The following is a 5,446-nucleotide window of genomic DNA, read 5'->3' on the forward strand; positions in this document are numbered from 1 at the left end:
GAGCCCACTTTGACCGATGCTGCGTAAAGGATGTATCGCTGCTTTCGAGGGCGGTAGAAAACCTGCTTGATCGCAGCCGCGATGCGGAGGGAAAGCAGCGCCGAGTTGTCGGAACGCGTGAACCAAAAGGCGATCTAATCGAACGATTCAGCGCTTCACCCCGTCTGCGGCTGCCTCTCAAATACTGCGCGGTGCCCAGAGAATAATACCCGCACCGACAAGGCAAATGACCGCTCCAACTACATCCCATTGATCCGGGCGATGCCCTTCTACGCCCCATAGCCACAGCAGGGACGATACGATGTAAACGCCACCGTAGACTGCATAGGCGCGGCCCGCCTGATCGGCGGGGCTGAGCGCCAGTAGCCAGGCGAAAGCGGCAAGGGACAGCATGCCCGGTGCCAACCAAAACACGCTCTTGTCCAGCCGGAACCAGGCCCAGAAAGCAAAGCATCCGGCAATTTCGGCCAGCGCAGCGGCGAAGTAGATAAGAACCGTCTTCATCGGGCCAGACATACGTTCCGAGGAGGATCGGGTCTATTGCGAAAAATCTTTCAAATTCAGAGAAGCGAGCCCAAATCCGATCCAACACTTGGATAGGCCGCCGTCATCGACTTAAGTTGCTTGGCCGCCAGGCCCAGCTTGATTGCCAGCCCGAAGAAATTGATCAGTTCGCCGTATTCCGGGCCGAACAGGTGCGCGCCGAGGATCTTGCCGTTCGACTTGTCCACGAGGACCTTCGCGGCAGCAGAGGTCTCGCCGATCCGGTAGTTCGAATACCAATCGCCAGTGTCGGTGAACCGAACATCGACATCATACCCGGCGTCCCTTGCCTCACTTTCCAACATACCGACACGCGCCACTTCCGGGACTGTGAAGACGGCTGTAGGAATACCGGCATAATCCGGTGCGGTCTGAGTGTCTTTGAGCATGTTGGAGGCCGCGACCTTCCCTTCGATCACTGCGACTGGCGTCAGCGGCATGCCATCGGTGTCGGCGCAATCTCCGGCGGCAAAGACCGCGCTGTTCGTCGTGCTTTGCAGATGCGGGGCTACAACGATGCCCTTGTCGCTGTAATCAACACCAGCCGCCTCAAGATTCAGATCGGCCAGGGCTGCCACACGGCCCGCGCCATGCACGACCAGATCGGTTTCGATTGTTCGGGTTTCATCGCCCGACTTTACCTCGACAGTGAATGCTCTACTGGCTTCCGAGACCGACACGATTTCGGTTTCGCGCATCAGGTCCACGCCGATACCGCCGCTGCGGTCGATCAGCATTTCGACCAGATCGGGATCGAAGCCGCGTAAGGGCCGGGCGCCACGATCCACGATGATCGGGTTGGCTCCGGCCCGTGCGGCGATATGCGCAAACTCGAAGGACACGAAGCCGCCACCGATAAAAAGAACCCGATTGGGAAGGGCCTCCAGGTTGAGGAAATCCGTGCTGTCGATCACGAGATCGGCCCCTGTGAAGCTCAGCGGCCTGGGCATGGCACCGGCGGCCACGAGGAACCGTTCCGACTGATATGCCGTTCCATCGACCTCCAGCGTGTTGCTTCCCGTGAACCGCGCGGCTCCATGCAGGGTTTCGACGCCGTTGCCCGACAGGCCCTTTTCCATCTTGTCCGGCACGGGATCGGTGAAGCCACGCTTGTGTGCCATCAGATCGGCCCAGTTGATCGACAGATCACCGGGATCGATCCCCTTGCCCTGCATGAGCCGTGCCGCGTCCATGATTTCCGCACCGCGCCGCAGGATTTTCTTTGGATCGCAGCCGCGCAATGCGCAGGTGCCGCCGTAGGGCAGCGCATCGACAATGGCGACACGCCATCCTGCCGCGCCACATTTGTTGGCCGCGGCCACGCCCGCCATGCCCGCCCCGATGACGATCAGGTCGTAGTCTTCATTCATTCTCCGGTCCTTGTCCTGATCTTCATCCGGCGCAGCAGCTCAACTTTGCCACGTCCATATCGAAGGTTTGCGCCGCCAGCTTCAGCCCTTCCACGGTCGTCAGATAGGGGAAGATCGTCTCCCCGAGCGCCTTTGTGGTCATGCCAAACTTCAGCGCCATAACGAGGGTCTGGATCGTATCGGACCCCTCGGGCGCGATGATCTGGCCGCCAAGCAGCCGGTCGGACTTTCTGTCCGCCACCAGCTTGATCAATCCGCGCGTGTCGCGTGCGGCCAGTGCGCGCGGCACCTGATCGAGCGGTACGATGGACGTCTTGACGTCGAGGCCCGCGTCCCGCGCCTGGGCTTCACCGAGACCGACGCCCGCGACCTGCGGGTCGGAAAACACCACCCAGGGCATCGCGGCGTTGTCGTAGCGATGGTCTTCGCCGAGAACCGCATTTTTGGCCGCGAGCTTTGCACCATAGGCCGCCATATAGACGAACTGGTCGCGGTCGGTCACATCGCCTGCGGCATAGATGCCGCGCACCGATGTCTGCATGTCCTCGCCGACGACGATGGACCCACGCGCGTCGGTTTCCACGCCGATTGCGTCCAGGCCCATATCTTTGGTATTGGCCCGCCTGCCAGCGGTCGAAACGAGGTGATCCGCCGTCACTTCGACAGGCTTTCCGTTCTGGATCACGCGCAGTGTCACGCCCGCGTCGTCGCGGCGCACAGTGTCGTAGCTTAACCCGGTCAGAAGAGTGATGCCTTCGGCCTCGAACGCCGCCGCCAATGCCTCCGAGACCTCTGGTTCCGCGCCGGGCAACAGATGCGAACGGGCGACAAGCGTGACCTTCACGCCCATGCGGCTCATCATCTGGGCCAGCTCCGCGCCGATGTAGCCCGCGCCGATGAAGATCAGGCTTTTCGGCAGTACTTCGAGTTCCAGAAGACTGGTGCTGTTGAGCGCGCCGATTTCCTCGATGCCGTCGATGGTCGGCAGAACGGGACGCCCGCCCGTGGCGATGATGGTCCTCGGTGCTTTCAGGGTTCGCTCACCGACTGTCACGCCACCTTCGATCAGCCGCGCGGGACCGGCGTCGATGTAATCGACATCCTCATATTCCGGCAGAAGGTCCGCGTATTTCTTCTGGCGCAGGGTCGTGACCAGATCGTCCTTGGACTGAACGAGCGTCTGCCAATCATCCACTTGTGCCCGTCCCGACAGGCCGGGGAACCGCTTGGCAGCCCCCGCACAGTGCACGGCCTCTGCCGCACGGATCATCGCCTTGGAGGGCACGCATCCCACGTTGACGCAAGTTCCGCCGATGGTGCCATGTCCTACGAGGGCGACACGCTTTCCGGCATCCGCGCCGGTAATTGCGGCGGAGAACCCCGCCGATCCGGCCCCAAGAACGATCAGGTCATAGCCGCCCTGTTCATCGTCGGTTTTGTTCAGGTCTTTCATCTCAGCGCGCCTCGCCATGTTCGGGGTCTTTTGGTCTGGCGGCGAGCAGATATATGACCGCGCCGATGGCGATCAGCGGTGTCAACATGCCGAGGAGGCCGAAGACCATGCCGGTGGCGGTGCAACATCCCATCATCATAAGAGCGATCCTTTCTTTTGCGCACGGTTCAGGAGAACCGCGTAGAGTGCTGTGGCGGCGAAAACGCCGATTGTGATCCGTATTGCGAACCTGAATTCGAGAAGAATGATCAGGATCGACAGGGCCACCGCGAGGCCGGTGGCCCAAAGTTTCGGGGCCGGTCCCGGTTTGCCAGCGCGCAGCCAAAGGGCCTGTGCCACCACGGCGAGGCTGAAAAACAGCAGCGGGAACAGGGCGTAATCGAGCCAGCCCGTGAGGGCCGACAATCCGACGCCAGCGACGATGACGACCAGAAGCGGTGTAAAGCAGCAGAGCGCGGCGAAGAGCGCACCGCCAAGCCCCCATTTCAGCAGACGGTCGGAATTTTCAGGTGTGTCAGTCAAGGAGCCGTCTTTCTCTGTGATGGGTCGGGGCCGGAGGCGCGTTTCATTTGCGAACGACGCAGTGCGCGGACGATCAGGTAGGTCAGACCCGCCAAAACCAGCACGGCAATGCCACTCATTCCAGAGAGCCAAGCCCCAACGCCGCCGAACAACGCTGCAAGCACGGCAGTTCCGCCGCCGCAGCAGACGACCACGACCGGAGCTGCTATTCCGAAGGCCAGCAGGCCACCCATCAGATTGTCACGCATTGCAGGAGATTGTCACGCATTGCAGGCGGCTCAGGAGGCTGTGTCGGGCAGCACCTGCGCCGGATAGCCATTGGCCGTCACCGCGCCGATGATGCTTTCGATGGAAGTTTCGGCGTCATCGTAGGTCACGCTGTAAACACCCTGCCCGTATTCGGGGCCGTCCTCGAATGCGGCGATCTCGACCGACGGAACACCGCGCATCGAGCTGGCAACAATGAACGAACAGGACGGGCATGTCAGTTCGCTGACGGCGATCTCGACCTGGCGCTCTTCAGCGAGGGCCGGGGTCGAGAGTGCGACGATGGCCAGGGCGGATAACAGGAGATGCTTCATGGTCATGGTCCTCGTTCAGAATTTCAGGATGAAGGGGGTGATGTAGGGAAAGATCATGGCGACAGCGATAATCGCGGAAGCGGCCCAGAGGGTTGCGCGCATGATGCGGCGGTCGATGGGGCGGGCGCAGGTGCCATCGGCACAGGCCTCGGCATCTACAGGCTTGTAAGCCTTGTAGAAGCCGTATCCCAAAAACGCGGCGCTCAGCGCGAAGGTGTACCATTTGTAGGCATAGAGCGCCCCGAGCTGCGCGATGAACACGCCTGTCACGCCAAAGCTGACCAGCACCAATGGAAGGATGCAGCAAGAAGTCATCGCCAGCGCACCGAGGACGCCGAGGCCGGTCACGCCCCATCCCTTGGTGGTTTCGTCGCCAATTTTCTGCGACTGAGATTGCGGAAGTTCCGCCAAATGTTGTTCCATCGAATCTTCCTTGAACAGATGTTTCCACCGTTCTAGGGTCTGTAGTTGATACAGGCTCAAGGGATTTTTCGGCACAATGAGTAACACAAGCGTGAGATCAATTCGGCGGGGCGATTTGGCCCGCGCAACGGGCTGCAACCTGGAAACCATTCGCTATTACGAGAAAATCGGGATCATGCCGGACCCGCCGCGCAGTACGAAGGGCTACCGAAGCTACGACGATGCCCACGTCAAGCGGCTGAAATTCGTCATGCGGTCCCGCGATCTAGGCTTTTCTCTCGAAGAGGTTCGCGGGCTGCTTGGGCTGGTCGATGACCGATCCCGGACATGCGCCGAGGTGCAGATCATCGCCGAAGATCATCTGACTGACGTTCAGGCCAAGATTGCCGATCTGCAGCGCATCGAGCGCGTCCTGTCGGACACTGTTGCGCGATGCACCGGCGATGCTGCCCCAGAATGCGCGGTGATCGATGCGTTACTCGATGCTTAGTCCACCCTGAAGAAGAGGGGGCAACGGACCTTCGTGAACGGCGCAGCGAAAGCCCGAAAAGTCC

The 5,446-nt window shown here is 60.9% G+C and carries 9 protein-coding genes; 1 reads left to right on the forward strand and 8 read right to left on the reverse strand.

Annotation, left to right across the window (positions count from 1 at the left end):
• Positions 1-177: 177 nt before the first annotated feature.
• The 8 genes from G0D83_RS29365 to G0D83_RS29400 are packed head-to-tail and all read right to left on the reverse strand — an operon-like array spanning position 178 to position 4,892.
• Positions 178-504, reverse strand: coding sequence for a YnfA family protein (locus G0D83_RS29365; protein ID WP_040546036.1), 327 nt, complete (start codon positions 502-504; stop codon positions 178-180).
• A 56-nt stretch (positions 505-560) separates the two neighbouring features.
• Positions 561-1,913: an NAD(P)/FAD-dependent oxidoreductase gene (locus tag G0D83_RS29370; RefSeq protein ID WP_007803574.1), complete on the reverse strand. Its 1,353-nt coding sequence runs from the start codon at positions 1,911-1,913 to the stop codon at positions 561-563.
• A 22-nt stretch (positions 1,914-1,935) separates the two neighbouring features.
• The gene (gene merA, locus G0D83_RS29375) at positions 1,936-3,366 is read right to left on the reverse strand and encodes a mercury(II) reductase (RefSeq protein ID WP_040545982.1); all 1,431 of its coding nucleotides are present in this window, start codon (positions 3,364-3,366) and stop codon (positions 1,936-1,938) included.
• Between the two features lies 1 nt (position 3,367).
• Positions 3,368-3,505, reverse strand: coding sequence for a hypothetical protein (locus G0D83_RS29380; RefSeq protein WP_007803572.1), 138 nt, complete (start codon positions 3,503-3,505; stop codon positions 3,368-3,370).
• Complete coding sequence (gene merF, locus G0D83_RS29385; protein WP_007803570.1) at positions 3,502-3,888, reverse strand: mercury resistance system transport protein MerF; 387 nt, start codon at positions 3,886-3,888, stop codon at positions 3,502-3,504. The genes G0D83_RS29380 and merF overlap by 4 nt, the downstream gene beginning before the upstream one ends.
• Complete coding sequence (locus G0D83_RS29390; RefSeq protein ID WP_072629817.1) at positions 3,885-4,136, reverse strand: hypothetical protein; 252 nt, start codon at positions 4,134-4,136, stop codon at positions 3,885-3,887. The genes merF and G0D83_RS29390 overlap by 4 nt, the downstream gene beginning before the upstream one ends.
• Positions 4,137-4,166: 30 nt before the next feature.
• The gene (locus G0D83_RS29395; protein ID WP_040545980.1) at positions 4,167-4,469 is read right to left on the reverse strand and encodes a hypothetical protein; all 303 of its coding nucleotides are present in this window, start codon (positions 4,467-4,469) and stop codon (positions 4,167-4,169) included.
• A gap of 15 nt (positions 4,470-4,484) precedes the next feature.
• Complete coding sequence (locus G0D83_RS29400; protein WP_203595680.1) at positions 4,485-4,892, reverse strand: mercuric transporter MerT family protein; 408 nt, start codon at positions 4,890-4,892, stop codon at positions 4,485-4,487.
• Between the two features lie 76 nt (positions 4,893-4,968).
• Between G0D83_RS29400 and G0D83_RS29405 the strand changes: the two genes are divergently transcribed.
• Positions 4,969-5,382 (forward strand): helix-turn-helix domain-containing protein, encoded by a 414-nt coding sequence (locus G0D83_RS29405; protein WP_153218054.1) that lies wholly within the window; start codon positions 4,969-4,971, stop codon positions 5,380-5,382.
• Positions 5,383-5,446 lie beyond the last annotated feature (64 nt).

Origin of the sequence: Salipiger sp. PrR003 (assembly GCF_010500785.1) — a bacterium.
In the GTDB taxonomy this organism is placed as follows: domain Bacteria; phylum Pseudomonadota; class Alphaproteobacteria; order Rhodobacterales; family Rhodobacteraceae; genus Salipiger; species Salipiger pacificus_A.